The organism is Comamonas sp. AG1104 (genome assembly GCF_003350425.1).
Taxonomy (GTDB): Bacteria; Pseudomonadota; Gammaproteobacteria; order Burkholderiales; family Burkholderiaceae_C; genus Comamonas; species Comamonas testosteroni.
Genome location: NZ_QQAS01000017.1, coordinates 14,086 through 37,333, shown reverse-complemented (window position 1 = coordinate 37,333; position 23,248 = coordinate 14,086). Strand labels below are relative to the sequence as shown.

Genomic DNA, 23,248 nt, shown 5'->3' with positions numbered 1-23,248 from the left:
GCGATCCAGCATCTGGCGGGCATGAAGGACTCGAAGGTGATCGTGGCGATCAACAAGGACCCCGAGGCACCGATCTTCTCGGTGGCCGATTACGGGCTGGAAGCCGATCTGTTCACGGCCGTGCCTGAGCTGGTGAAGACGATGTAAGTGTTGCCATGGCACCGCGCAACAGGGCGGTGCCAACGGCCCGGGCAACAGTGTCCGGGCCCCGGCCAGAGCGGCACACAAGGTATGTGCCCCGGCCCCACCTGGTTCAGAGATTCAGGAGACAAACATGCAGATTTCCCTTGGTCGCCGCAGCCTGGTGCTTGCCACGGCCGCCTTCGTGACTGCCGCAGGCACCGGCGCATCAGCCTGGGCACAGTCCGGCGACTATCCCGCGCGGGCGGTCACGCTGATCGTGCCATTCCCGGCAGGCGGCCCCACCGACCGCCATATGCGTACGCTGGCCGACATCGCGGGCAAGCACCTGGGCCAGCCCATCATCGTCGAGAACAAGCCCGGCGCGGGCGGCACGCTGGGCCCCGGCACCATGGCGCGCACCGCCAAGCCCGACGGCTACACCATCACCCAGTTCCCCATGTCCATGCTGCGCATGGCACATATGCAAAAAACAGCCTGGAACCCGGTCACCGATTTCACCTACATCATCGGTGTCTCGGGCTATACCTTCGGTTTCACGGTGCGCTCGGACTCGCCCTACAAGAGCTTCAACGAGTACATCGCCGCCGCGCGCAAGAGCCCCGGCAAGATCGAATACGGCTCCACGGGCATAGGTTCATCGCCGCATCTGCTGATGGAAGAGCTGGCCGAGAACGCCAAGGTCACTCTCAATCATGTGCCTTTCAAGGGCAACGCCGACTTGCAGCAGGCCCTGCTGGGCGGCCATGTGGCTGCACAGAGCGATGCCTCGGGCTGGGACACCTATGTGAATGGCGGCCAGATGCGCCTGCTCATGACCTTTGGTGAAAAGCGCACCCAGCGCTGGCCAGACGTGCCCACGGCCAAGGAGCTGGGCTATGGCGTGGTCTCCACTTCGCCCTACGGTCTGGCCGGCCCCAAGGGCATGGATCCGGCCGTGGTGCGCAAGCTGCACGATGCTTTCAAGAAGGCCATGGACGATCCGCGCCATGTCGAGGTGCTCAGGCAGCTCAACCAGGACGCCTGGTACCGCTCGGGCGCCGACTATGCGCAATGGGCTCGGGATGCCTTTGCCAAGGACAAGATACTGATAGACCGCCTGGGTCTGGCTGCCAAATAAGCCACCGTCTGTCCAAGCGCCTGCAGGGCCGGGGGCTCGCAGGCGCAGCCCGCCTGAGATTCGTGAATTCCTGAAACGGAGCCCCTCATGACTGTTTCCCTGCCTTCTCCCGATTCCCCCTTCTCCACACTGGCCGAGCTGATCCGCAGCCATGCGCGCCAGCAGCCCGACCATGCCGCGCTGCGCGACGACCAGCAGACCCTGAGCTATGCCCAGCTCGACGCCCTCATGGACCGCGTGGCCGCCGCGCTGCAGCAGGGCGGCGTGCAGCCTGGCCAGGCCATTGCCATCTGCGCGTTGAACTCGGTGCGTTATGCCGCGCTGTTCCTGGGCGCGCTGCGCGCGGGCGTGGTGGTCGCACCGCTGGCGCCATCCTCCACTGCCGAGAGCCTGGCTTGCATGCTGCACGATGCCCAGGCGCGTCACCTGTTCCTCGACAAGGCGGCCCAGGACCTGGTGCCCGCCGACACCGGACTGCAATGCATCTCGCTGGACGGCGTGGCTGCGGGCCGTGCCTTCGAGGACTGGCTCGCGCCAGAAGGAGCGCAGCCCGCTGCCGTGAGTGTGGAGCCCGAGGCACCGTTCAACATCATCTACTCCTCTGGCACCACGGGGACTCCCAAGGGCATCGTGCAGTCGCATGGCATGCGCTGGACCCATATCAACCGGGGCGGCGTCTACGGCTACGGCCCCGAGGGCACGACGCTGCTGGCCACGCCGCTGTACTCCAACACCACGCTGGTGGTGTTCTTCCCCACGCTGGGCAGCGGCGGCTGCGTGGTGCTCATGCCCAAGTTCGACGCGGCGCGCTATCTGCAACTGGCCCAGCAGCACCGCGTCACCCACACCATGCTGGTGCCCGTGCAGTACCAGCGCATCATGGCGCTGCCTCAGTTCGGCGAGCATGATCTGTCGAGCTTTCAGGCCAAGTTCTGCACCAGCGCACCGTTTCGTGCCGAGCTCAAGGCCGATGTGGTGTCGCGCTGGCCCGGCAGCCTGACCGAGTTCTACGGCATGACCGAGGGCGGCGGCACCTGCATCCTCGAAGCCCATCTGCACCCGGACAAGCTGCATACCGTGGGCAAGCCCGCCGAAGGTCATGACATCCGCCTCATCGACGAGGAGGGCAGTGAGGTCGCTCCCGGCGCGGACGGCGAGGTCGTGGGCCACTCGCCCAGCATGATGAGCGGCTACCACGGCCAGCCCGCCAAGACGCGCGAGGCCGAATGGTTCGATGCCACGGGAAAGCGCTTCATCCGCACGGGCGATGTGGGGCGCTTCGATGCCGATGGCTTCCTGACCCTGTTCGATCGTCGCAAGGACATGATCATCAGCGGCGGCTTCAACGTCTATCCCAGCGACCTGGAAGCCCAGCTGCGTGCCCACCCGGCCGTGGACGACGTGGCCGTTGTCGGCGTTCCCTCCGATCAATGGGGAGAGACGCCCGTGGCCTATGTGGTGTCGCGCACGGGCCAGCCGGCCCGGCCCGAGGAAATCATGGGCTGGTACAACCAGCAAGCCGGCAAGACCCAGCGCCTGGCCGACCTGCGCTTCATCGCCGAGCTGCCGCGCAGCGCCATCGGCAAGGTGCTCAAGCGCGAGCTGCGCGATCAGTACGCTGCGGGGCGCTGAGCCTGTCTTCCATTTCACGATGCCCATCACGAGACAAATCCCATGAGCCATGACACCACGATGTCCGAAGTCCGCCGCCAGGTGACGCCCGAGGAGTGGCAGACCCGCGTCGAGCTGGCTGCCGCCTACCGGCTGGTCGCCCACTTCGGCTGGGACGACCTGATCTTCACCCACATCTCGGCGCGCGTGCCGGGCCAGCCCGGCCAGTTCCTGATCAATCCGTACGGCATGCTGTTCGACGAGATCACCGCATCCAGCCTGGTCAAGGTCGATCACGAAGGCCAGCCGATGATGGAGACCGAGTACGACGTCAACCCCGCAGGCTTCGTCATCCACAGCGCCATTCACGACGGCCGGCCCGAGGTGCAGTGCGTGCTGCACACGCACACTCGCTACGGCGTGGCCGTGTCGGCACAAAAGGATGGCCTGCTGCCCATCTCGCAGCAGTCCATCTTCCCGCTGGTGCGCCTGGCCTACCACGACTACGAGGGCGTGGCCCTGCGTGACGACGAGAAGCCGCGCCTGGTGGACGATCTGGGTGCGAGCAACTTCCTCATCCTGCGCAATCACGGCCTGCTGACCTGTGGGCGCAGCGTGGCCGAGGCCGTGCTGGCCATGTACACGCTGGAGTCGGCCTGCCGCATCCAGATCCTGGCGCAGTCGGGCGGCGGCGAGCTGACGCGCATTCCGCAGGCCATCATTGCCGACGCGGTCAACCAGTCGCGCCAGGTCACCAAGGGCAAGGGCGCGGGCCTGGCCTGGCCGGGCCTGCTGCGCCGTCTGGACCGCATCGATCCTAGCTACAAGCACTAACACCCCCTGAGTCGCTGCGCGCCTTCCCCCGTATGCACGGCACCCTCTCTCGCCTGGCGGGAGGGGACGACACCATCGCCGCGGGGCGACGCGGCCGGCGTAGGCCCTTGCTCGGTGTCCCGCGCTTGGGTTGCGGCCGTTTCGCAGGCAGCGAGCAGTGCTCAGATTCATGGAGAAATCAATGGGAATCCTGGTCAACATCCACCCCAGCATGGGAGCGCCCATCGTCGATGCGCTGCGCGCGCTGGCGCCCGACGTGCAGGTCTGGGCCCATCGCGACGAAGCACCGGCTGCTGAGGTCGAAGCCATGCTCGCCTGGAGCCTCAAGCCCGGCGTGCTGCCGGCCTATCCACAACTCAAGCTGCTGTGCGCCCCCAGTGCGGGCGTGGACAAGCTGCTGGCCGTGTCCGACCTGCCCGTGGGCCTGCCCGTGGCGCGCACAGTCGATCCGCAGCAGCACGTGGAGATTGCCCAGTATGTGGTCGGCACGGCGCTGCGCCATACGCGCGAGCTGAATCTGTTCGCGCGCCAGCAGCAGGCCGGCGACTGGCTGCGCCGCCCCGTGCGCGCCAGCGCCGACTGCCGCGTGGGCATTCTGGGTCTGGGCGAGGTCGGTCGCTTCGTGGCCGGCGCCATGCAGGCCGTGGGCTATCCTGTCGCGGGCTGGAGCCGCAGCGCCAAGAGCATTGCAGGCCTTGCCACGCACAGTGGTGCCGAAGGTCTGCAGCAGCTTCTGTCCACCAGCGACATTCTTGTCTGCGCCTTGCCGCTCACGCCCGAGACACGCGATCTGCTGAACCGCCGCACGCTGTCCCTGCTGCCGCGCGACGCCTACTTCATCAACGTGGGGCGCGGCGAGCAGGTGGTAGAGGACGAGCTGCTGGCCCTGCTCGACGAAGGCCATCTGGCCGGTGCCGCGCTGGATGTGCTGCGCGAGGAGCCGCCCCAGCCCGGCAACAAGGTGTGGAGGCACCCCAAGGCCTTTGTCACGCCGCATATCGCGGCCCAGGCCTCGGCGGATACCGTGGCCCGCCAGTGCCTTGAGAATCTGCGCCGCCTGCGCGCAGGCGAGCCCTTGCTCAACCTGGTGGACGTGGCCCGCGGATACTGAGACATCTTTCCCTTTACCTGTCGCGCTGTCGCGCGGCATTTTTGCCCCAAGAACCTAGAGACACTCATGCCTTCGACATCTCGCCGCAGCTTTCTGCAATCGGGCGCCGCAGCCGGCGCCGCCATGCTGGCACCTTCGGCCTGGGCCCAGAGCCCCTGGCCCTCCAAGCCCATACGCATCGTCGTTCCCTACACGGCTGGCGGCTTCACCGATCAGATGGCACGTCTGCTGCAGGTGGGTTTGCAGAAAGCGCTGGGCCAGCCCATCGTCATCGAAAACAAGCCGGGTGCGAACAGTCTCATCGGTGTGGATCAGGTGGCAAAGTCCGCACCTGATGGCTATACGTTCGGCGTGGTGATTGCCGCTTATGCGGCCAACACCACGCTGTATCCCAAGCTGCCCTACAACCCCGGCAAGGATCTGGTCGGCGTGTCACTGATGGGGATCTCGCCTCTGGTCGCAGCGGTGTCCACCAATGCACCGTTCAAGACCACACAGGAGCTGATTGCCTATGCCAAGGCGCATCCTGGCAAGGTCAGCTTTGGCTCCTCGGGAAGCGGCTCCAGCGCGCATCTGACGACCGAGCTGTTGAAGCTGCTGACCAAGACGGACATGACCCATGTGCCTTACAAAGGCGCCGCACCGGCACTGACTGATCTCATGGGCGGCCAGATCCCCTTGTTCCTCGATCCTCCGCCCAATCTGATTCAGCCTGCCAAGGCCGGTCGCATTCGTCTGATTGGCGTGGCCAGCGACAAGCGACTGGCGGTGTTGCCCGATGTACCGACGTTTGCCGAGCAAGGCATCCCCGAGCTGATGGGCAGCACCTGGGCAGCAATGATTGCCCCGGCAGGAGTGCCCAAGGAGATCGTCCAGCGCATGTCCGCCGAAGTCGCTCGCATCATTCGCAGTCCGGAGATTTCACAGCGCATGCAGCAGACCATGGGCACGTTTGCAGAAGGTTCGACGCCGGAGGAATGTGATCGCTTCATTGCCGCTGAAACTGCCAAATGGGGGAAAGTGATCCGTGAGGCCAAGGTGACGCTGGACTAGGCTTGCTGGCCTGGTTTGTCTCCGGCAGGGCGCGAGACAGGCTTCAAGGGAGATGATGCGGCTGTCGAGTGAGGTGAATGCAGAGGTGAATGTAGAGGGGTTTCCTCATTGGCCTATGGTGCGAAGTGGAGGTGGCTGCATCGTGCTCCTGCAGGACAGGCCCGGGACAGTGCGATGAGATCTCCGTCAGCTTGCCAGTGCCGTCAAGGTCGTGGAACTTCGCTGGCGGCGACGCGCCACCGTCTCCTCGGTGCCCTCAAGGCATGCCTTTCCCGATAGGCTGCGGGCGTCATTCCCACATACCGGACGAACACCCGCCGGAACGCCGAGGCATCCTCATATCCGCAGGCCAATGCCACGGAGGGCACGCTCTCCAGCGTGATCTCCAGCAACACCCGAGCCCGCGCGCAGCGCAGTCGGTGCAGGTGGTCCAGCGGGCTGTGCCCCAACTCCTGCTGGAAGTGGCGCAGCAGGGTGCGAGGGCTGGCCGATACTGCGTCCGCCAGCGCCCGTAGGTCATAGGGCTGCTCCACGCGCGTCTCCAGCCAGGCTATGGCATGGGCCAGCACGCTGGTCCGTGTGGTGGGAATGCGGCGGTCCTGCAAGGCGGTGCGCGTGGCGCGTTCGCGCTGGGGATCGGGCTGCAGCACGGCGGCCAGCGCCGCGGCCAGGTCGTCGCCGAAGGCATGGCGCGTGAGTGCGATGGCCATGGGGGCCAGGGCTTCGGGGTGGGAGGCGCTGAGCCAGGGCCTGTCGTCCACGAAGGGCTGGCCCTCGGCAAGTTCTATGCCGGTAAAGTCCAGTCCGAATCCGCCCATGAAATACCAGGGCAGAGCCACACGGCGGCCCTCGCAGCGCCCGCTGGCGGCCGCGAACCAGGCTCCGCTGCCCAGCGTGCACACGATCAGGCCCTGGTCGAAGGCTGTGGCGATGCGCTGCGTGAGGCCTGGATGCGCGGCGACGATGTCGCGGATGGACGGAATGTCCGGGCAGTGCAGCGTGCTTGCGAAGACAGCATGCACCGGTCCTTCGGCCAGGGCGCCTTCGGCAGCGTGCGGCATGGCCGGCAGGGGCTGGCCCCTGTCATCGACCCAGCGCCAGCCAAAGCGCGGTGCGCGCCGGCCCAGGCGCAGGCCGGCAACGAGGTTGGCGCTGCGCAGCATCTCCACGAGATGTGCGGCGTGGCCTGTGGCGCTGTGCTCCAGGCAGGGCAGCTCGATGACGAAGGTCCGGGGCATGGCGTTTCTGACTCCTCGAATGGCGATTTCGCCGTGTCTGTCACAGGCGCTTCACTTTTAGCATGACTGCTTATGCCATTTTTCAGGGTCACGAAGATGCTTCACAAACAGTCCGAGACAAAGCTTTCCACACCACCCCCCACAGGCCTGCGGCGCATAGCGCTGGCCGGCTTGCTGGCCTGCGGCCTGCCGCTGGCAGCCAGCGCGCAGGGGCTGGATGCCCAGGCTCTGGCGGCGCTGGATGCGGCCATTGAGCCGCTGGCGCCCAAGATGGTGGCGTGGCGTCGCGACATTCACCAGCATCCAGAGCTGTCGGGCCAGGAAGAGCGCACGGCCAAACTGGTGGCCGATCACCTGCGCCGCCTTGGCATGGAGGTGCAGACCGGCGTGGGCGGCACGGGCGTGGTGGGGGTGCTGCGCGGCGGCCAGCCGGGCAAGACAGTGGCTCTGCGCGCCGATATGGATGCACTGCCCGTGGCCGAGAAGACGGGACTGTCCTTTGCCTCCAAGGCCAAGGCCCAGTACATGGGCAAGCAGGTCTCGGTCATGCATGCCTGCGGGCACGATGCCCACGTGGCCATGCTCATGGGCGCGGCCGAGGCGCTGGCCGGCATGCGCGCCAGGCTGCCGGGCACGGTGAAATTCATCTTCCAGCCGGCCGAGGAAGGCGCTCCGGTGGAGGCCGATGCCCATGGCCATGTACCCAGTTTCGGCGCCAAGGCCATGGTGGAGGCCGGCGTGCTCAAGGATGTGCAGGCCATCTACGGCCTGCACATCACGGCCAATCTTCCCTCGGGCATGGTGGGCTACCGCAGCGGGCCGCTGATGGCGGGCTCGGACAGCCTGAGCATCCAGGTCGAGGGCCGGGGCGGCCATGGCTCGTCGCCGTGGAGTGCGGTCGATCCCATCGTCGCGGCCAGCCAGGTGGTGCTGGGCCTGCAGACCGTTGTCAGCCGCCAGCTCAACATCAGCCTGGAGCCTGCCGTGCTGACCATTGGTTCCATCCAGGGCGGCACGCGCTACAACATCATTCCCGACAATGTCGAGATGCAGGGCACGCTGCGTACCTTCGACGAAGACATGCGCCAGGAAGCGCACAAGCGAATCACGGCCACGGCCGAGCAGATCGCGGCCTCCAGCGGCGCCAAGGCCAAGGTGCGCTTCGGCCCTGTGGCCTATCCTGTCACCACCAATCCGGCCGCGCTGACCGAGGCCTCGCTGCCCGCGCTCAAGCTGGCCCTGGGCGGCAAGGCCATGGTGATTCCCAAGGTCAGCGGTTCCGAGGACTTTTCGGAGTTCCAGAAAGTGGTGCCGGGATTCTTCTACTTCCTGGGTGCGCCGCCGGCAGGCCAGGACTTCACCAAGGCAGCGCCCAACCACTCGCCGCTGTTCGACATCGACGAGAAGCAACTGCCAACGGGTGCACGTTCACTGGCCGCGCTGGCCGTGGACTATCTGCAGCGCAATCCATAGTCGTTGCTCACCATGAGCGGCTGAGGTCGCTTGCCTTTGCGATTCGGTGCAGCGAAAAGCATTGGCAAGCGTTGAACGCCCCCGACCAAAGCATTGATTCGCTGACCGTGGTTTTGCTTGGCAATGGGTGTTCTTTGAAACTCGGGGAAAACCGGGCTATAATCGCTATCTCTTTAGGGGAGTCGCCAAGCTGGTTAAGGCACTGGATTTTGATTCCAGCATGCGAAGGTTCGAATCCTTCTTCCCCTGCCAAGATATATAAAAGCCCCGACTGTTCATGCAGCCGGGGCTTTTTCTTTGTCTTCAATGCTGTGCCTGGCTCCCAGGAGAAAACCTGCATATAGGATTTTCTGCACCATTGACCGATGTCTACGCAGTGTGTGCGCCATAAAGCCCGAAGTGGCTCAAGGTCCGGCACGGAAATTCCAGGCTTCTCAGGGACGCTTTCACTCTGACCCGGCGGGAGCGCAGATGTGCCGCCAAACCGCCGGCGGCTTTGCTGGAGCGGGGCCGATGCCTATGTGTGGATGGCGTCAACCAAGGCGATGATCAGTGACTCAGCAGCACTTGGCACGGCGCAGTGCAGCAGAGCTGCGCTATCGATTTACAAAACAGTGGCAATTTTTTTACCTTAGCTTTACAATTCGCGAGGAAATGAAATTGAGATTGATTCTCGTTCTGTTTCTTTGCTGCCAGCCCGTATACGGTCTTTCCGTTCCAGCCACAGCGTCATTGGTACTTCGGCATTCCCTTGTCTGAAGAGAACCCCCAGGTTTGTTTTTGTACGCTCATGCTGGAACGCTCGTTTTGCCCCTTAGCCGGGGCTTTGCCATTTCGTCTTCACACCACGGCTGTGGCCGTCAGTGTGCTCTGCCTGCTGCCCGGTGGCAGCCATGCACAAGAGGACGCAGCATCGACACTTGCCGAAGTGACGGTGCAGGAAAAGGCCATTCCCAATGTGTATGGGGAGTCAAGCGACTCCTATGTGGCCGCTGGAGTGGAGGTCGGCAAGGCGGCGCAGTCTTTGCGCGATGTTCCGCAGTCGGTGACGGTGGTGACGCGCCAGCGCATGGACGATCAGGCCATGCGCACGCTCGATGATGTGATGAAGTACACCACCGGGATCACGCGCGAAGAGACCTGGCTGGATACGACTTACATGTCCCGCGGCATGAATATCACCAACTTCCGGTTCGATGGCGGTGCTGCCAGCTCCTCTCGCTCGGGCAGCCGCAGTCTGGATATGGCGCAGTTCGACAGCGTCAGTGTGCTGCGCGGGGCCGATGGCCTGTTCGGTGCAGGTGAGGCGGGTGGGGTTCTGAACTTCACCTACAAGAGGCCACAGGCCAAACGTCAGACCCAGGTTCTGCTTTCCGGCGGAACCATGAGCAACTATCGCGCCGAGCTCGACACTACGGGCGCGTTGAACGAAAGCGGAACTCTGCGTGGCCGCTTCGTGGCTGTGAACCATGACCGCAAGGAAATGGCAGCACCATCCAAGCTCAAGCGGCAGATGCTGTATGGAGCGCTGGAGCTGGATCTGACATCCAGCACAGTCGCCACGCTGGGTGCCAGCTATCAGAAAGACCGAAATACGGGCTTCAATGCCAGCCTGCCGCGCTATGCGGACGGCAGCGATATCGGCTTTGCGCGCAATACCAACTTTGGCGCGCCCTGGAACTGGATCAATCGCGAAAACACCACGGTCTTTGCCAAGCTCGAGCAGCAGCTAGGCAACGACTGGCTGCTCAAGACCCAGCTCAGACACACCCGCTTCAATGAAGGCGTGAACGGCGCGGAGATCGAAAGTTCGCCGGATCCCGTCACGCTGCAGGGGGCGGACTGGTGGATCCATCAAGCCAAGTCACGCGAGCGTGAAACCAGCTTCGATATCAATTTGCAGGGCAGCTTTGATGCCTTGGGTCAGCGCCATGATGTGATCCTGGGTTTCGATCAGCACCGCAACAGCAATACCAATCGAAGCCTGTGGCCGAGAGTGGGGTCGGCCGACGTCTTCAACCGGATTCCACCGGAAGACCCCGGTTATCCGCTCGGTGACTGGACCAGCGGCTCGCAGACAAAAACGCAAAAGAGCGGCCTCTATGGCTCCATTCGCCTGCGTCCCGTTGAGCGCTGGTCCGTGGTTTTGGGTGGACGCTATGTGCTGCAGGATCGCAATACCCAGCACGACATGAATGGCGCTCTCACGGCACAGAGTCGGGAATCGAATGTCTTTGTGCCCTATATGGGGCTGATGCATGAGCTGACTAAGTCGACCAATCTGTATTTCAGCACCGCCGAGATCTATCAGTCCCAGGCCGGAAAGTTCTCGGCACCACTGCCGGGGACGCCGCTGGATCCGGTGCGTGGTCGTACCTACGAGCTGGGCGTCAAAAGCGAGCTGACCCCCAATCTGATTGCGAGTGCGGCATTGTTTCGTACCGATAAAAAAGGCGAGGCCGTTTACGACCCCGCTTATCCCCAGACCGATTGGCGCGGCGGTTGCTGCTACTTCCGCGACGGCTTCAAGCTGAGCCAGGGCATTGATCTGGAGATGACGGGGAGAATCACTCCCAATCTCCAGCTGGCGGTGGGCTATACCTACAACAGCAACGAAGACAGACGCAAGGACAGCGCCCAGTTCAGCACGGTCACGCCGCGCCATCTGTTCAAGGCCTGGGCGGACTATCGCTTGAGCGGCGATTTGCGCGGCTGGAGCGTGGGCGGCGGTGTGGTGGCACAGAGCTCGAACTACCGGGCTTCGGGCATCAGCGCTTACAACCCGGCAACGGGCCGTTATGACGGAGCCTGGACACCGTACAACTTCACTTCCCCGGGTTACGCAGTCTGGTCGGCTCGTGTGGCCTATGCATTCAACAAGGATTGGAGCCTTGCGATGAATGTGGGGAACTTGTTTGACAAGACCTACTACAGCACGGTCGGCTATGCGGGTTACGGCAACTTTTACGGCGAAAAGCGTACGGTTACCGTGTCGCTCAAGGGCCGTTTCTGACGGGCGTAGCAATGTCGCAATCTGATGGGCTGCGCTCTGACTGGGGACTGGGATCGCGTCTGGCTGCTGCAGTGCTGGGCGGTTATGCCGTCTCCAGTGCCTGGGTGGTTTTATGTGGTGCGATGAGTCAATCTCGTGTGGAGACCATTCTGGGGGGCATGCAGTCCAGCTGGCTCTGGTACGTGGCTGCCGTGATTTGGGCTTTTTCTCCGGCATCGCCACGGCGGATATGGGGCGTGCTGGGCATCGTGATGATCGGCATGCTCCTTGGCACCGCGGCGTTGATCTTCCTGAAGGGACGCTGATGCAGCCGGCAAAGAAGGAATCGGGCGCAGGCAAAGGCAGCTTCCGTCAGGCTCAGGCATGGTTGCATACCTGGTGCGGCCTGTGGTTCTCCTGGCTGCTGTATGCCGTTTTTCTGACGGGGACCCTGGCCGTCTTCGAGGAGCCCATCACCCATTGGATGACCCCCGAGCATCACGCGCATGAACAGGCCGAGGCCAGGCAGGAGGGCACTGTGCCGCAAGCGCAGTCTTCCCTGAGCCAGCGTCTGCAATGGGGCATGGCATATATGCAGCGGCAGCACCCTGGTGCAGACATGTGGGAGCTGTGGCCCGCAGACTCCAAAGGGGGTGGGGATTTACGCGTCTACTGGTTCGATCACGAGGGACAGTATGCGGCGGCCCAGCTGGATCCGAAGTCCGGCAGTGCCATGGATGCCGCTGACGTTCCCAAGGTGCGCCAGACACTGGGTGGCCATCATTTCGTGGATTTCCACTACCAGCTGCATGCAGGACAGCTCGGACTCTGGATTGTGGGCATCGCCGCGCTTGCCATGCTGGTGGCACTGGTCAGCGGAGTGATTACCCATAGACGAATCTTCAAGGACTTCTTCACCTTCCGCGCTCGCAAAGGACAGAGAAGCTGGCTGGACATGCACAACGCCGTGGCGGTGCTGACGCTTCCCTTCCAGCTCATGATCGCCTATACAGGCATCGCCATATCCTGCGCGACCTTCATGCCTGCCGGCATTGCGGCCTACTTCGGCAGCAGTGCCGAAGCCGTCAAGTCTTTTCAGGTGGCGCTGAATGAACCTGGCAAGCCACAGCGTTCGGGTCAGTCCATGCCCGTGCCGGATCTGGAGTCCTTCGTGCTGCGCGGTCAGGCCTTGATCGGGCAACCGGTGCGAGCGGTGGTGATTGATTACCCGGGCGATGCAGCTGCACGCATTGGCATTTATGGATGGAATGAAGCCGACGATCTGAGCAAGCGTCTCAGCCCCAGCAGCGGTATGGCCATGTTCTCGGCCGCCACTGGAGAGTTGCAGCAGTTGCGCTTGCCTGGAGGTGTGGATGGCGGTGTGGCATCACTCACGCAATCGGTGATCGGCGGGTTGCATATGGCGACTTATGGCGGGCTGCCGCTGAAGTGGCTGTACTTCATTTGCGGGCTGGCCGGAAGCGCCATGATGGCCACTGGGGCGATTCTCTTTATGGTCAAACGGCGGGGCAAACATCAGGGGGAGTTTGGCTCCAGCACATCCACGGTCTACGGGATGATTGAAGCCGCGAATGTGGCGGCCATCGTGGGACTGGGCATCGCCTGCGTGGGATTTTTGTGGGCCAATCGTTTGCTGCCTGTCGAAATCTCGCAACGCTCCAGATGGGAGCTGGTGGTCTTCTTTGCGCTGTGGATTCTGGCTCTCATACATGCGCTGCTGAGGTCGCCGCCACTGGCTTGGCGCGATCAGATGGCAGCGCTGGCTGTGCTTTGTCTTCTGTTGCCCTTGCTGAATCTTGTGACGACTGGAGAGCAACTTGCTGCATACCTTCTCGATGGTGACTGGGAGAGCGCGGGGGTTGAGCTTTTCGCCCTTGCTGTCGGAGTGGCGGCGGCCGGCGCCTGGGCCTGGATGCGCAAGGCATCGGGCCTGAAGCCCGTGCGAAAGCAAATGGCTCGTGAATTGTCGGCTCGTGAATTGTCGAAAGACCTGCCTGCGGCTGCGGACGCAAGTGCCGCCAAGCAAGGGAGCCTGTCATGACCTTGTGGCAGTCATCGTTGCAGGCCTTTGCTCTTTCGATGGGAGGCATGACGGCTCTGGCTTTTGCCATGGACCGCCATTACGCGCAATTGACATCTCTGGACGAGGTGCCGGCAGCGCATCGCATGGCGCTGCGTGTGCTGGGAGCATTGCTTTTGCTGGCCGTCTGCCTGCCTGCCATGCGTGGGTGGAGTGCAACGGTTGGCAGCGTGCTCGTGCTGGGCTTCTGGAGTCTGGGTGCTCTCGCGACGGTCGCGGGGCTTTCCTGGTCGGCTCGACACCTGGCGGTGGCGGCCGCCATGACGGCGCTGCTAGGGGGCGTCAGCTGCCTCTGGTGACGGATCCCTTGAAGCCCGCAAGGCTTCTGATCTTCAATCGCTCCAATTCATGCCGTGGCCATGAGTTTCAGCAGCGACTGCGAATTGTTTTCTGGAAAGTGCAACGTTCATGACGGTGGGACAAATCAAACGCTGGGGTAGCCTCGGGCTGCTGCTGGTCTGTGCTGGAGGTATTGCCCTGTGGTGGGGGAGTCGGCCCAGGGTCGAGTACCAGAGTGTTGCGGTTCAGCGCGGCGATGTGGAGTCCACCGTCACTGCCATCGGCACCTTGCAGCCCAGAACCTATGTGGATGTAGGGGCGCAGGTCTCGGGTCAGATCACCCGTTTGCTGGTCAGTCCAGGAACCAGGGTCGAGAAAGGGGCATTGCTGGTGGAGATCGACCCCAGCGTGCAGCGCGCCACCGTGGATGCGGGCAGAGCATCGCTGGCGAGCCTGCGCGCCCAGATTGCAGAGCAGCAGGCACAGCTGAAACTGGCCGGCCAGCAATTGAAGCGACAACAGCAGCTGGCCGCCGAAGAGGCGACCAGGCAGGAAGATGTGCAGATTGCCGAGGCCCAGGTGGCCGGAGCTGCCGCACGCATCGACCATCTCAAGGCACAGATGCAGCAAACGCAGGCCAGCCTCAAGGCCGATGAGGCGCGTCTGGGCTATACCCGCATCTACGCACCGATGTCCGGTACGGTGGTGTCCGTCGATGCGCGTGAAGGGCAGACCCTGAATGCGACCTATCAGACGCCCAATATTTTGCGTATCGCAGATCTGACTGCCATGACGGTCTGGACGGATGTATCGGAGGCCGATGTGCGGCGCGTGAGAGCGGAAATGTCCGTGTATTTCACGACGCTGGGCAGTGCAGGTCAGGAACAGGCGCGTCGGTGGAGCAGCCGGGTGAGGCAGGTGCTGCCTGCGCCGCCGGCCAGCGTCGCCCCCGCAGCGGGTAATGCGGCTGCGCCTGCGGCGGCCACCAAGGCCGTGACCTATACGGCATTGTTCGACGTGGATAACCAGGACGCGGAACTGCTGCCACAAATGACGGCGCAGGTGGTCTTTGTGACCGGCAGTGCGCAGCAGGCCTTGACGGTTCCATTGACAGCTCTTCAGTCAGAGAAAGATCAGCAATCGCAGAGCGTTCGGGTGCTGACAGCCAAACGGCAGCCTGAGCAGCGAAACGTGAAGCTCGGAGTACGAAGTCGCCATCAGGTGCAGGTGCTCGACGGTGTGGCCGAAGGCGAGCGGGTCATCGTCGGCGAGACCCTGATTCCTGGCGGTCTGCGGTGGCTGCAATGGTGAGTGCGATGGAGCAGGTTCCGCTGATTTCGCTGCGTGGCATTCGCAAGCACTATGGCGGAGTGGGCGAGCAGCCGTCGGTGACCGTGTTGCACGGCATTGATCTGGATATTCGCGCGGGTGAGTATGTGGCCGTCGTCGGCAGCTCCGGTTCGGGCAAGTCCACCTTGATGAATATCCTGGGTTGCCTTGATAAACCGAGCGAAGGTTGCTATCGGTTTCAAGGTAAGGATGTATCCACGCTGGACTCGGATGCCCTGGCCTGGCTGCGTCGCGAAGCCTTCGGTTTCGTGTTTCAGGGCTATCACCTGATTCCCAGTGAAAGTGCCTCGGAGAATGTGCAGATGCCTGCGATTTATGCAGGCTTGGCCAAGGAGCAGCGGGTGCAAAGAGCCCAGCTCCTGCTCGAGCGTCTGGGGCTGGGGTCGCGCCTGGGCAATCGTCCCAATCAGCTCTCGGGCGGTCAGCAGCAGCGCGTGTCCATTGCGCGGGCGTTGATGAACGGCGGCCACATCATCCTGGCCGATGAGCCGACTGGGGCTCTTGACTCGCATAGTGGCGCCGAGGTGATGGCTTTGCTGCGCGAGCTGGCCGATGCGGGACACACCATCATTGTGATCACGCATGATCGCGACGTTGCGGCTCAGGCAAGGCGTGTCATCGAAATCAGCGATGGACGCGTCGTCAATGACAGCGCTCCCGATGGTATTCAGAGCCGAGCAGAGGTGCCTCCGCTGACCCCGCAGCGCAACACCGCAACGTCGGCAATATCCTGGGTGGCTGAGATTTCCGAGGCTGCACGCAGTGCCTGGCGCGGCATGCGCATGAACCGGGTACGCACCAGTCTGACCTTGCTGGGCATCGTGATCGGTGTGGCCTCGGTGATCGTCATGCTGGCCATCGGTGAAGGCGCACGGCGCAAAGTGGTCGAGCAGATGGGCACCATGGGAACAGCCATTCTCTATATGGGCAGCAAACCACCGGCCAGCGGTGGACCAGCGGGCCAGATCACCGAAGACGATCTGGCCGCCATGCGGGAGTTGCCGGCGATACGCAGAGTCATGCCCGTCATCGGAGACCCTGTCACGGTGCGCTATGGCAAGGCCGACAAGCAGATCTATGTGTTTGCAGCCAGCGAGGAGATGCCGCTGGTCCACCACTGGAGGGTGGCCCAGGGGCGCTACTTCACGGATGTGGAGGACCGAGATCTGGCTCCACTGGTGGTGATAGGGCACAAGGCGCACCAGCATTTTTTCCCGGAGGTGGCCAATCCATTGGGGCTGCAGCTGATCATCGGGAACTCGGCGTTCGAAGTCATCGGCGTCATGAGCGAGCGTGGGGCTGACTCCGGCGCCCAGGACTATGACGACATGGTCTTCATTCCCTATCAGTCGGGGCGCGCGAGAGTCTATCAAGCGCAGACACAGCCCGATTACGTGGTCGTGGAGGCCAGCTCCTCGGAGCTGGTCCATGAAGCCGAAGAATCGATCCGCAGCCTTCTGCTGGCGAGGCACGGGGGGCGGGAAGACTTCGGCATCGGCAATGCAGCAGCTCGTATTCAGGCCGAAGCAGCAACTCGCCAGAGCATGGCCGTGATGTTGGGGCTGATTGCGGCAGTTTCACTGGTGGTCGGTGGTATCGGAGTCATGAACGTGATGCTGATGACGGTGCGCGAGCGGACCAGGGAGATCGGCATTCGCATGGCAGTGGGGGCTCGCCAGCGTGACATCCTGCGCCAGTTCCTGACGGAAGCCAGCATGGTGACCATTGTGGGTGGGGGCGTCGGTCTGCTTGCGGGACTGGGCATCGGGATGACGCTTCTTGTCTCGGGCGTACCTGTGATTTTTTCGGTGAAAGCCATGTTGGGTGCATTTGCCTGTGCGGTGCTCACCGGCCTGGTTTTTGGCTTCATGCCTGCCAGGACGGCGGCGCGTCTGGAGCCCGTGCGAGCATTGGCGGGAGAGTAGGCATGTACAAATGGAACGCAGTGCTGGCGGCTCTTGCTCTGGCTGGATGCGCGACAACGCAATCCAGTAACGAGACCCGGGGAATGTCTCTCGATATTCCTCATGCCTGGGCGCAGGAGCAGGGGGCGGAAAACGAACAAGTCAGCGCCAGTTGGTGGCACAGTTTTGGCAGCCCGGAGCTCAGCGCACTGGTTGAGCAAGCCCGGACTCAAAGTCTGGATGTGGCGGCTGCCGTCGCGAGAGTGCAGCAGGCGGATGCCCGGGCAACTTATGCACGTGCGGCCCTGGTACCGGATTTGAACGCAGATTTCGGGGCCACAAGATCTGCAGCGATGGACAGTCATACGGAAAGAGACGCCAGCACTTGGCGAGTGGGTCTGTCGAGTAGCTACGAGCTGGACTTCTGGGGGCGTCAGCGTGCTTTGAGAGACGCCGCAGAGTCCAACAGGCAGGCCAGCGTGTTTGACCGCGAGACCGTGAGACTGACGGTCACTGCCTCAGTCGCCCAGGCCTGGCTCCAGTGTGTGGGCTTGCGCGAGCGCGCCGCGATTGCCCAGCTCAACCTGGAGATTTCCGAGCGGCTCCTGAAGCTGGTCGAGTCCAGAGCCCGTTATGGGGCAGCGACCTCCGTGGAACTGGCTCAGCAGCGTGGCCAGGTTGCAGCACAGCAGCGTGTTGTGGCTTTGCTCCGAAAACAGATTGCAGATGCACACGCTGTGCTGGCACTGCTGTCGGGGCAATGGACTATGGATCTTGTGAGCGAGACCAGTCTTTCGAATCTGGCGATTCCAGGCGTTCACCAGGGTACGCCCGCGGATCTGATAACACGCAGGCCGGATGTGGCGAAAGCGGAGGCTCAACTGCTCGCGGCGGATGCGAATCTTGCCGTTGCCAGAGCAGCAATGCTGCCGCGCGTGACGCTGACTGCGGGCCTGAGCTCCGAGAGCGAAAGGTTCAGCAGGCTGTTGGAGAATCCCCTGTCTTCTCTGGCTGCGGGAGTTTTGGCTCCGATCTTTGATGCAGGGCGACTTGCTTCGAACCGGGACCTGGCTGCAGCGCAAAAGCAGGAGCTTGTGATCGGCTACCGCAAGGCCATTCTGCAAGCCTTCAATGATGTTCAAACTGCATTGAATGCGGTTGACGGCGCGGAAAGACAGGCGGTGGTTCAGGCGCAGGAAGTGGCTCAGGCCCAGAGGGCTCTATCACTGGCGGAAAGCCGATATAGGGCCGGGGCGGACAACTTGCAGACCTTGCTGGATGTGCAGCGTGTGGCCTATCAGAGCCGAGACCTGGCAGTTCAAATACGACAGGAGCGCCTTCAGGCAAGCATCGCGCTTTACAGGGCCTTGGGAGGAGGCTGGAGGCGATTGCCGGAAGGGCCCGAGAGTTGAGGGGCCTGAGCGTAATGCAACGGTTGAGGGCAGCAGGACTGCGACCGACCGTCGCCAGAATTGGCGTGCTTCAAGTCCTGCTGAGTTCTGCTCCCCACGCTCTCAGCAGGGATGAGATATATCGGCAGCTATACCTTCGGGGGACTCCTGTCAGTGTGGGAACCGTCATGCAGGTAGTGGCACAGCTAAGCAGGTTGGGTGTTGTGCATCACAACGGCAGACAGGGGCGTGAGTCTGGCTATCTGCTTTTGAACTGAGTGAGTTCGCAAGAATGCTTCAGTCCGGGGGCGGCATTCGCATTCATCCTGCAGTCAAAAGATTCATGCAGAAAGAAAAGGCTTCTGATTTCCTTTCTTCAAGGCGATTTCATCTCGGATGTTCGCCCTGTGAATTTTGCCGGCGGCACCCCCTGTGGAAGCTGGACGACAAGGATCGCATCGTCCGGAAAGCTTGCAGAGCTGCTAGGCATGCCCAAAAGCAACATCACGCAGATGAAGCAGGGCAAACGGCATGTGAATTGGAGGGTGAGGGGCAAGCTGCGCGCCGTACTGGGCGAAGACCCTGCGCATGCATTCACAAGCGCGATGCTCGAAGACCTCGAAGGGTCTGAGAATGAGGACGAAAAAAAAGCCGCAGAAGGCTTGAAGGCCATGCTTGCAGCTTTTCCTAACGACTGGCGGAGGCTGTACCAAAAGGACAGACTTCGATGGACTTCAAGAGCGGTAATCAGGCTTCGTCTTTTTGTAGACCAGGCGCTTTACAACAGAGTCCGATACCCCAAAGCGTTGAGCTACACCCTTCAGGGTGTATAGACCAGTGGCATAAGCATCGACAATCGCAACGGCAGTTACTGCATCGACAGACAGCGCACGACCACAGTGCACACCGCGCGCCATGGCTTCCTTTTGACCAGCCATGCACCTTTCCCGGATCAAAGAGCGCTCAAATTCAGCCATAGCACCGAGAATTTGAAGCATCAAGCGACCAGTGGGAGTAGTGGTATCAATTGGCTCAGTGAGCGACCGGATACACGCCCCAGCACGCTCAACACGATCAAGGATCTTGAGCAGGTCAGATAGCGATCGGGCAACCCGATCCAGCTTGTAGAAAACAAAGTGATCCCCCGTCTTTAGGGATGACAAACACTCACGCAAAACCGGCCTATCAAACTTAGCGCCACTAGCCTTTTCCTCAAAGATTTTTTGAACGCCTGCAGCCTGCATAGCTGCAATCTGGACAGAAGTATCCTGCTCTTGAGTGCTTACACGAGCATATCCAATCAACACGGTTTTTTCTCCTCTTTTGAACAAGGAGAAGTCTCTCAGGCCATGCGCAAACGTAAGCGCCAATGAGGTATGTAGCTAGTCTTTTCATAGCAAGAGCGCGAAACTGTAGTTTCATCACAATCACTTGCATGGCTTCGGTATGCCTGACCGGCTTTCTGTGACCAGAAAGAAAACGTCCTTGAAATGGGACAGATAAGAAGTGACCACGGCAGCACCAGGGGCCACCAAGTCATAAACGAGTTCAATAGCCTCACGCATGCTCTCAACGTAGCCGAGCTGGACAGATGGCGGGATGGTGACATCGCCAAACTTTGTCCACCGGTTAGAGAATTTCGCGCCCTCTTCAAAGGCCTTGGTGATGTATTTGCTGATGTAGCTGGCAATGCGCGCTGGAGAGCGCTGAGAGGTGCTCTTGCGCCGTGCTACGTCCACATTGCCCCCGAGCTCTTTAGTAACCGAGCGCCAGATGGCCCGCAACAGATCAAAGCTTTTGATGCGCACGCCTTGATTGTTGGCCAGGACAGTAGCAACGCGCCGGCAGGCCATGTGCACATGCCATGTGCCTCTTGCTTGCGTCTCAAAGGCTGCGATGGCAACGAAATCAGGCAGGACGCGCCGCACTCTACGGACGAACTCTTTGAGATGCTTCTTGCAGAGGTCTAAATCAGGCTGATCAGCGCGATATGTGAGAGTCATAAGGGTATCGGCATTGGCGGCCTTGCAGAGCTGTCTGACGCGCGTCTTGGCCCTTCTGGCAGCTCTATCGCGGTTGATCTCTTCACGCTCTTTAATCCGGTCTGGGTCATCTCGTTTTTCAAGGATGTGCTCTTTGAGGTTGCGCAGCACATCGTCGGGCATGCGGGAGGTATCCAGTTCGACCAGCTCCCATGCCTGAGAGACCACGGATTCCACGTGTCCGTTACCTAAATCAGTGGTTTTGACCTTGAAGCAGTTGGGAACGCTCTTGCGTTCATAAATGGTGTCGCCAATAATTCGAACTGTCATGAGCGCTCCTAACGCTTGTGGCATCCAAGGGCTTCAACCGGTGAGAGGGTTGAGGCCCTTTTTCTTTTCTAGCCGTGGTGATGTGCTGATGTGTCAGAGGGATAAATCTAGGCGGCTGCGCCGCCAGCCCTGCTGGCATTGCGCGCCGCTGGGGAGAGACAGCGCCCGGTAGCCAACGCATGCTTGTGGCGAGGGCTGGGGCCCTACCGGCGGTGGCTCCGACGATTCGCAAAACCGCTGTGCGGTTTCACGAATCCTCAGAGCAGGGTTTTCTTGCTTGAGCGGCTTTGCTTTTTTGTTTTTTGGGGTGGGCATGCAAACATCCTCAGGGGTCTCTTTTTGTGGCGCTCTTTTCTCTCTTCTCCAGCCAGAACCTTGTTCTGACTGGAGAAGAGAGAAACCGCTGCATGCTTGAGCTGGCGGGGGGCTGTGCCGGGGGGCGGTCATCTCAATTTCCTGCCCAAGACGTTGTCTTGAGCAGGAAACCGAGTTCCCCACTTGTGCCTGATCCGAGAGGTGACGGTGCCGAAGGGCTGCCACTTCAATTTCCCGCCCAAGACGTTGTCTTGAGCAGGAAACCGAAGTGCCCGCTTGTGCCTGATCTGGCAGCACCATGGCGCAGCTATTGCCCATGTTCTTCTGACCCAACAAAACCCTGGTTTGCCGGGCCAGAAGAAGCGTCTGGCCAGCGTGATTCACGCGATCGCAGCGCCTCGACTATGAGCAGCCGGAGGGTATGCTCGAACGAGCGGTCTTCAACAATGGAGAGCCGTTTGACACGCTCAGCAACCGAAGTAGTGAGGCCAACAGATCGACGGAACGGGAATTTGCGACGGGCCATGGCTACTGCCCGAACACGGAGCTAACAGCGGCATTGCGGGCGGCAAGGCGCTCTGCATAGCCCGTGGGCTGTTCAGTAGGCCGAGCAACTGGCGGGGAAGGTGTATGCACCACTGCAGGGGCCGCAGTGGGTTCATCAAACATGGCCTGCGAGCGGTTTGCGGCCGGGTCTTTCCAGTCCAAGAAGATGCCGTCTTTGACAATCTGCAGGCAGAGCTTTTGGGGCACATCCAGCGGGGTGGCATCTTGCGTGAAGCACTTGCATTCATCGCGCTTTTTGCTGTGCATGCAGGCAGCAGGGTATGGAGCGCGCATGGGGTTCGTGAGCTCGTCATAGCGCGGAGCGGTGTACGCCAGACCTTGCACCCGGGGCATGAACTGGTCAACGTACTCAGCCGTAGTCTTGGGGCGCTTTTCGTTGGACTGGCCCTGAGTAGGCTGCTGGGGGCCAAGGTTCATGCTTGGCATCAAGCTAGAGGACTTCGCGCCTGGCACGTTGCCAGCACCTCGAACAGTCTTGAGATAGTAGATAGCGCCACCGATAAGCACGGGCACAAGAATCACAGCCGCGATGATGAAATAGAGCTGCTTTGGAAAGCGGAACTTGGCAGTGTGAATGCTGGCCGACACGTACCAGTCGTAAACCTCTTTGGGGTAACGCTGCAGGCTGACCGTAGCGGTCTTACCTGAGGTAAGGCCCTCACATTTCTCATTGACGTTAGGCCACTCAAGAAGAGACACAACCTCAGCGCCGTTGCGACGCTTAACGTGACGATGCCAACCTGGGTCAGCAATCAACCGACGCACAAAGCTATCCATGTTTTTTGGATGCTGAGTGATCAGATAGAAATCAAAACCACGATGGCGATGGGCTGCCAACTGCTGGATATGAGGTTGCGGAGCGCTGGCAGTAGCACCACGGGTAGGCATGACCTCATGGCATTCATCAATGATGAAAATCGTGCCATCAGGTTCATCCTGCCACTTCTCAAACTCAATGGCTTTCCAGCCAAACTTGAGGCCCTCAGCCTTCAACGTGATGCGAGGCTTAACCTGCTGATCTTCCGGGTCTGTCCAAAGATGGATGCAGACAGGGCGACCTGTAGCCAGTTGAAGAGTGCGCACCCAAAGCAGGGTAAAGAGGGTCTTACCGGCACCCATGCCGCCTGTGGTCAAGTAGAGCATGGCTACCCCCTATTTGTTGTAGCCAATGCGCTTGATGGTGCCATTCTTCATGCCATTGGCAATCAGCTTGACGGTGACCGTGCCAGTCAGCAGCGAGAAGGACTCACCAATGCGCAGAAGGCCCAAGATTCTTTTGAGGTCATCAGGCAGGCTTATCAGGGCTTCCTTGCCATAGCTGGATATCTCTTCAATGACGGTGCCGAAGCCAATATAGGAGATCAAACCGATGCCCAGGGCGACAGCCACACGACCAACAATCGTGCCGATGATGCTGAGAAAAGCACCCCAGAGAGAACCAAAGAAGACAGGCATT

19 protein-coding genes, 1 tRNA gene and 1 pseudogene are annotated in these 23,248 nt (G+C 61.4%); 16 read left to right on the top strand and 5 right to left on the bottom strand.

Annotated elements, in window-relative coordinates; translation table 11 throughout:
* The 6 genes and pseudogenes from DFO48_RS24995 to DFO48_RS24970 form a co-directional block, all read left to right on the top strand.
* Positions 1-147, top strand: a pseudogene (locus DFO48_RS24995) (electron transfer flavoprotein subunit alpha/FixB family protein); the annotation flags it as partial.
* A 127-nt stretch (positions 148-274) separates the two neighbouring features.
* A complete protein-coding gene (locus DFO48_RS24990; protein WP_003072958.1) occupies positions 275-1,261 on the top strand; it encodes a tripartite tricarboxylate transporter substrate binding protein in 987 nt (328 codons plus the stop codon).
* Between the two features lie 87 nt (positions 1,262-1,348).
* Complete coding sequence (locus DFO48_RS24985) at positions 1,349-2,893, top strand: class I adenylate-forming enzyme family protein (protein ID WP_114865106.1); 1,545 nt, start codon at positions 1,349-1,351, stop codon at positions 2,891-2,893.
* A gap of 42 nt (positions 2,894-2,935) precedes the next feature.
* Positions 2,936-3,706, top strand: coding sequence for a class II aldolase/adducin family protein (locus DFO48_RS24980; RefSeq protein ID WP_114865105.1), 771 nt, complete (start codon positions 2,936-2,938; stop codon positions 3,704-3,706).
* A 181-nt stretch (positions 3,707-3,887) separates the two neighbouring features.
* Positions 3,888-4,817 (top strand): glyoxylate/hydroxypyruvate reductase A, encoded by a 930-nt coding sequence (locus DFO48_RS24975; protein WP_114865104.1) that lies wholly within the window; start codon positions 3,888-3,890, stop codon positions 4,815-4,817.
* Between the two features lie 66 nt (positions 4,818-4,883).
* A complete protein-coding gene (locus DFO48_RS24970; protein WP_003072966.1) occupies positions 4,884-5,870 on the top strand; it encodes a tripartite tricarboxylate transporter substrate binding protein in 987 nt (328 codons plus the stop codon).
* Between the two features lie 203 nt (positions 5,871-6,073).
* Here DFO48_RS24970 and DFO48_RS24965 read toward each other — a convergent pair whose 3' ends face one another.
* Entirely contained in the window at positions 6,074-7,108 is a 1,035-nt protein-coding gene (locus tag DFO48_RS24965; RefSeq protein ID WP_114865103.1) for a GlxA family transcriptional regulator, read from the bottom strand.
* Positions 7,109-7,204: 96 nt separating this feature from the next.
* Here DFO48_RS24965 and DFO48_RS24960 point away from each other — a divergent pair, with 96 nt between their 5' ends.
* The 10 genes from DFO48_RS24960 (at position 7,205) to DFO48_RS25930 (ending at position 18,876) form a co-directional block, all read left to right on the top strand.
* Positions 7,205-8,581 (top strand): amidohydrolase, encoded by a 1,377-nt coding sequence (locus tag DFO48_RS24960; protein WP_114865102.1) that lies wholly within the window; start codon positions 7,205-7,207, stop codon positions 8,579-8,581.
* A gap of 175 nt (positions 8,582-8,756) precedes the next feature.
* A tRNA-Gln gene (locus DFO48_RS24955) sits at positions 8,757-8,833 on the top strand.
* 574 nt (positions 8,834-9,407) lie between these two features.
* The gene (locus DFO48_RS24950; protein WP_233506525.1) at positions 9,408-11,594 is read left to right on the top strand and encodes a TonB-dependent siderophore receptor; all 2,187 of its coding nucleotides are present in this window, start codon (positions 9,408-9,410) and stop codon (positions 11,592-11,594) included.
* 11 nt (positions 11,595-11,605) lie between these two features.
* Positions 11,606-11,899: a hypothetical protein gene (locus DFO48_RS24945; RefSeq protein WP_003074680.1), complete on the top strand. Its 294-nt coding sequence runs from the start codon at positions 11,606-11,608 to the stop codon at positions 11,897-11,899.
* A complete protein-coding gene (locus tag DFO48_RS24940; RefSeq protein WP_114865100.1) occupies positions 11,899-13,635 on the top strand; it encodes a PepSY domain-containing protein in 1,737 nt (578 codons plus the stop codon). Before DFO48_RS24945 ends, DFO48_RS24940 begins: the two co-directional genes overlap by 1 nt.
* Positions 13,632-13,973, top strand: a complete 342-nt coding sequence (locus tag DFO48_RS24935; RefSeq protein ID WP_114865099.1) for a DUF3325 domain-containing protein — start codon at positions 13,632-13,634, stop codon at positions 13,971-13,973. The genes DFO48_RS24940 and DFO48_RS24935 overlap by 4 nt, the downstream gene beginning before the upstream one ends.
* Before the next feature lie 109 nt (positions 13,974-14,082).
* Entirely contained in the window at positions 14,083-15,264 is a 1,182-nt protein-coding gene (locus DFO48_RS24930) for an efflux RND transporter periplasmic adaptor subunit (protein ID WP_114865098.1), read from the top strand.
* 5 nt (positions 15,265-15,269) lie between these two features.
* Complete coding sequence (locus DFO48_RS24925; protein WP_003074689.1) at positions 15,270-17,228, top strand: ABC transporter permease; 1,959 nt, start codon at positions 15,270-15,272, stop codon at positions 17,226-17,228.
* Positions 17,229-17,230: 2 nt separating this feature from the next.
* Positions 17,231-18,619, top strand: a complete 1,389-nt coding sequence (locus DFO48_RS24920; protein ID WP_114865097.1) for an efflux transporter outer membrane subunit — start codon at positions 17,231-17,233, stop codon at positions 18,617-18,619.
* A 14-nt stretch (positions 18,620-18,633) separates the two neighbouring features.
* Positions 18,634-18,876 carry a transcriptional repressor gene (locus DFO48_RS25930; protein WP_080554117.1) on the top strand — a complete coding sequence of 81 codons (243 nt, stop codon included), beginning with the start codon at positions 18,634-18,636 and terminating at the stop codon, positions 18,874-18,876.
* Between the two features lie 456 nt (positions 18,877-19,332).
* On the opposite strand, the gene DFO48_RS24905 is transcribed toward DFO48_RS25930, so the two are convergent.
* The 4 genes from DFO48_RS24905 to DFO48_RS24890 form a co-directional block, all read right to left on the bottom strand.
* Positions 19,333-19,929 (bottom strand): recombinase family protein, encoded by a 597-nt coding sequence (locus tag DFO48_RS24905; protein ID WP_233506524.1) that lies wholly within the window; start codon positions 19,927-19,929, stop codon positions 19,333-19,335.
* A 96-nt stretch (positions 19,930-20,025) separates the two neighbouring features.
* A complete protein-coding gene (locus DFO48_RS24900) occupies positions 20,026-20,910 on the bottom strand; it encodes a hypothetical protein (protein ID WP_147282777.1) in 885 nt (294 codons plus the stop codon).
* 843 nt (positions 20,911-21,753) lie between these two features.
* Positions 21,754-22,935, bottom strand: coding sequence for a zonular occludens toxin domain-containing protein (locus DFO48_RS24895; protein ID WP_114865095.1), 1,182 nt, complete (start codon positions 22,933-22,935; stop codon positions 21,754-21,756).
* Positions 22,936-22,944: 9 nt separating this feature from the next.
* Positions 22,945-23,247: a DUF2523 domain-containing protein gene (locus DFO48_RS24890; protein WP_114865094.1), complete on the bottom strand. Its 303-nt coding sequence runs from the start codon at positions 23,245-23,247 to the stop codon at positions 22,945-22,947.
* Position 23,248: the final 1 nt, after the last annotated feature.

What these genes read in the sequence shown, in the direction of transcription:
- DFO48_RS24990 (WP_003072958.1), top strand. Translation starts at nt 275, where the DNA reads ATGCAGATTTCCCTTGGTCGCCGCAGCCTGGTGCTTGCCACGGCCGCC.
- DFO48_RS24985 (WP_114865106.1), top strand. Translation starts at nt 1,349, where the DNA reads ATGACTGTTTCCCTGCCTTCTCCCGATTCCCCCTTCTCCACACTGGCC.
- DFO48_RS24980 (WP_114865105.1), top strand. Translation starts at nt 2,936, where the DNA reads ATGAGCCATGACACCACGATGTCCGAAGTCCGCCGCCAGGTGACGCCC.
- DFO48_RS24975 (WP_114865104.1), top strand. Translation starts at nt 3,888, where the DNA reads ATGGGAATCCTGGTCAACATCCACCCCAGCATGGGAGCGCCCATCGTC.
- DFO48_RS24970 (WP_003072966.1), top strand. Translation starts at nt 4,884, where the DNA reads ATGCCTTCGACATCTCGCCGCAGCTTTCTGCAATCGGGCGCCGCAGCC.
- DFO48_RS24965 (WP_114865103.1), bottom strand. Translation starts at nt 7,108, where the DNA reads ATGCCCCGGACCTTCGTCATCGAGCTGCCCTGCCTGGAGCACAGCGCC.
- DFO48_RS24960 (WP_114865102.1), top strand. Translation starts at nt 7,205, where the DNA reads ATGCTTCACAAACAGTCCGAGACAAAGCTTTCCACACCACCCCCCACA.
- DFO48_RS24945 (WP_003074680.1), top strand. Translation starts at nt 11,606, where the DNA reads ATGTCGCAATCTGATGGGCTGCGCTCTGACTGGGGACTGGGATCGCGT.
- DFO48_RS24940 (WP_114865100.1), top strand. Translation starts at nt 11,899, where the DNA reads ATGCAGCCGGCAAAGAAGGAATCGGGCGCAGGCAAAGGCAGCTTCCGT.
- DFO48_RS24935 (WP_114865099.1), top strand. Translation starts at nt 13,632, where the DNA reads ATGACCTTGTGGCAGTCATCGTTGCAGGCCTTTGCTCTTTCGATGGGA.
- DFO48_RS24930 (WP_114865098.1), top strand. Translation starts at nt 14,083, where the DNA reads ATGACGGTGGGACAAATCAAACGCTGGGGTAGCCTCGGGCTGCTGCTG.
- DFO48_RS24925 (WP_003074689.1), top strand. Translation starts at nt 15,270, where the DNA reads ATGGAGCAGGTTCCGCTGATTTCGCTGCGTGGCATTCGCAAGCACTAT.
- DFO48_RS24920 (WP_114865097.1), top strand. Translation starts at nt 17,231, where the DNA reads ATGTACAAATGGAACGCAGTGCTGGCGGCTCTTGCTCTGGCTGGATGC.
- DFO48_RS25930 (WP_080554117.1), top strand. Translation starts at nt 18,634, where the DNA reads ATGCAACGGTTGAGGGCAGCAGGACTGCGACCGACCGTCGCCAGAATT.
- DFO48_RS24900 (WP_147282777.1), bottom strand. Translation starts at nt 20,910, where the DNA reads ATGACAGTTCGAATTATTGGCGACACCATTTATGAACGCAAGAGCGTT.
- DFO48_RS24895 (WP_114865095.1), bottom strand. Translation starts at nt 22,935, where the DNA reads ATGCTCTACTTGACCACAGGCGGCATGGGTGCCGGTAAGACCCTCTTT.
- DFO48_RS24890 (WP_114865094.1), bottom strand. Translation starts at nt 23,247, where the DNA reads ATGCCTGTCTTCTTTGGTTCTCTCTGGGGTGCTTTTCTCAGCATCATC.